General features: G+C 38.1%; 2 protein-coding genes. Both read left to right on the top strand.

Annotated elements, in window-relative coordinates; translation table 11 throughout:
• Positions 1 to 347 precede the first annotated feature (347 nt).
• Positions 348 to 992 (top strand): LLM class flavin-dependent oxidoreductase, encoded by a 645-nt coding sequence (locus ACQKN2_RS25155; RefSeq protein ID WP_427417352.1) that lies wholly within the window; start codon positions 348 to 350, stop codon positions 990 to 992.
• Complete coding sequence (locus ACQKN2_RS25150) at positions 992 to 2,179, top strand: acyl-CoA dehydrogenase family protein (RefSeq protein ID WP_427417351.1); 1,188 nt, start codon at positions 992 to 994, stop codon at positions 2,177 to 2,179. The genes ACQKN2_RS25155 and ACQKN2_RS25150 overlap by 1 nt, the downstream gene beginning before the upstream one ends.
• The last annotated feature ends 385 nt before the right edge of the window (positions 2,180 to 2,564 follow it).

The following is a 2,564-nucleotide window of genomic DNA, read 5'->3' as shown; positions in this document are numbered from 1 at the left end:
CAACCTCTCTAAATAGGGTAATGTGATTTTATCATAGTGAAGAGAGGTGGTACGCATGGAATTAATGTCCATTGGGAAATTTGCTAAACGTGTTGGTGTAAATGCTATAACTCTGGATAGAGATTTGAACGCAAGCATTAACTTAGCAATTTACTTAATCTAAGGAATTTAACTGAAACTAAACCTTAGATGTGTACGCAACGATACTGCGGAATTTAAGCCTTTGGAGAGTCATACTAAATGGCAGTAGCTTTTTGCGAAACCAGACTCGGCGAATAAGGAAGACACAAAACGAAAATCGGAAGATATAAGTTGTGTCACAGTAGAGATGTCTACATTTTTTAGAAATGTATATGTTTTTCGTATCGGACGATATTGAAAAGTCCAAGGAACATTATCGCCATTTAAAGGCCCAGCTCGCTCCATTTGGACGCACCGAGGAGGAGCTCCTTGTGTTCCAAGGGGTATCGCCAATTGTGGGGGATACTGAGGAAGAGGCCATCCGTAAGTATAATGAATTACAGGCGTTGATTGACCCATATGAGAGCTTAAAATTTGTTTCGGGTTATATGGGGAATGTGGATTTTTCTAAATACTCGTTAGATACACCTGCAATCGAAGTGGATTTTCCTAAGGTCAACAGTATTCAAAGTCATTTCTATGAGCATTTAGAAATTATCAAAAAAGAAAATTTAAAGGTTGGCGAATTATATGCGCGCCTATTTGGTCCTGCGAAGCGCGATGCCTTTGTTGGAACACCAACACAAATTGCTGATGAGATGGAGCGTTGGATTACGGAGGAAGCGGCAGATGGCTTTATGTTGCAGTTTCCATTATTGCCACGCGATTTAGAAGACTTTGTGAACAAAGTTGTGCCAATCTTACAAGAGCGTGGCATTTATCGTAAAGAGTATACAGGTTCAACACTAAGGGAACATTTAGGGCTGAAAAAACCACAAAATAGATTTACGAAAAGTAAGGTGACTCATTGATGAGTGATGTTTATATTCGTAACGATCGTGAGCAAAAGCTAGTTCAATATGCTTGTAAATTAGCACAACAAATTGACAAGACAGCTAGTAAATATGATGAGAGTGGAGAATTTCCGTTCGAGCACTTTAAAATCTTAGAGGATGCGGGTTATTTTAAATTAACGGTGCCGAAAAAATACGGAGGCGAGGAAATTTCTCTTTATGAAATGTTATTAGTACAGGAACAATTAGCTAGAGGTGATGCTTCTACTGCATTGTCTGTTGGATGGCATCTATTAACTTTTTTAAACGTTCGTGAGGCGAAGACGTGGCCTGAGCCTATATTTGCGGAATTAAGTCGTAAAGCAGTTGAAGAAGGCTCTCTATTAAATATTATAAATAGCGAGCGAGGGAAGGGTAATATTTCCCGCGGAAGTTTACCTGGTACAATTGCAAAAAAAGTACCTGGAGGCTATATCATTACAGGTGAAAAGGCTTTTGCATCCTTAGCCCCAATTTTAAAACAATTTACGATTATCGCCTATATAGAAGAAGAGAATGTAACAGCCGAATTTTTAATAACCAAAAATGATCAGGTAGAGGTTATTAATACTTGGGATGCGATGGGAATGCGTGCAACAGGCAGTCATGATATTATTTTTCATAACACATTTGTACCAGAGGAAGCATTATTATACACGCATCGTCCAAATGAACTAAATCGTTTTTTAGCTGATGGTCGTGTCTATTCGTTAGAAATTCCAGCTGTTTACTTAGGAGTTGCGGGTGCTGCTAGGGATTATGCAATAGATTTTGCTAAAAATACCTATTCATACAGCTTAGAAAATACAATCGCACACGCAAGTCATGTCCAACAAAAGATTGGTGAAATAGAAATACTTTATCAAACGGCACGTCGAACATTGTATAGTATCGCAGCGCAAGTAGAGCAAAATTCTGCGATTAAGGATCAACTTTCTGAAGATGTTAGTATTGCAAAGTATGTCATTTGTAACAATGCCATTGATATCGTAACAAAAGCAATGCAAGTTGTTGGTGGACGGAGTCTGTCTAAAACTAGTAAATTACAGCGACTATTTCGAGACGTTCAATGTAGCCGTTTTAATCCTCCAGCAGATGATGTAGTTATAACACAGCTTGCAAAGGGATTATTAGTCAATGTCAAACAAGAAGCTTTCCAATTATAGGTGTCATTCCATCTTGAAATTTTCCAACCGTTATTGTATGGAAAATAATATTGAATCTGCTAACAATATAGTTGGCAGATTTTTGTTTATCTCCATGAAGGGCTTCCCGTCCCAATAATCAAAACGACCCCATTATAATCTATCTAGTTTTCTCTAGTATGTTATTAATGACTTAAAACTATTTTTGATTCAGTTTTTTGACTAATTCTAGGAAATCAACTTTGATTTATTATAGTCATTCTATTGTCGCAAGCTATTTTTAACTTATTTCAGCGGCTGTCCAAACACCGGCTGAAATAGAGGAACTCAGTCTAAGAACGCCACGTCCTGTGGCAACGACTGAGTGACCAACATCACGTTGGCCCAAAGCCTCCGGCGGATGTCA

Source organism: Lysinibacillus sp. NPDC093688 (assembly GCF_050280145.1).
GTDB classification, from domain to species: Bacteria; Bacillota; Bacilli; order Bacillales_A; family Planococcaceae; genus Lysinibacillus; species Lysinibacillus xylanilyticus_B.
Note: the sequence above shows the minus strand (reverse complement) of the source record. Positions and strands in the feature narration are given on the sequence as shown.

What these genes read in the sequence shown, in the direction of transcription:
- ACQKN2_RS25150 (WP_427417351.1), top strand. Translation starts at nt 992, where the DNA reads ATGAGTGATGTTTATATTCGTAACGATCGTGAGCAAAAGCTAGTTCAA.
- ACQKN2_RS25155 (WP_427417352.1), top strand. Translation starts at nt 348, where the DNA reads ATGTATATGTTTTTCGTATCGGACGATATTGAAAAGTCCAAGGAACAT.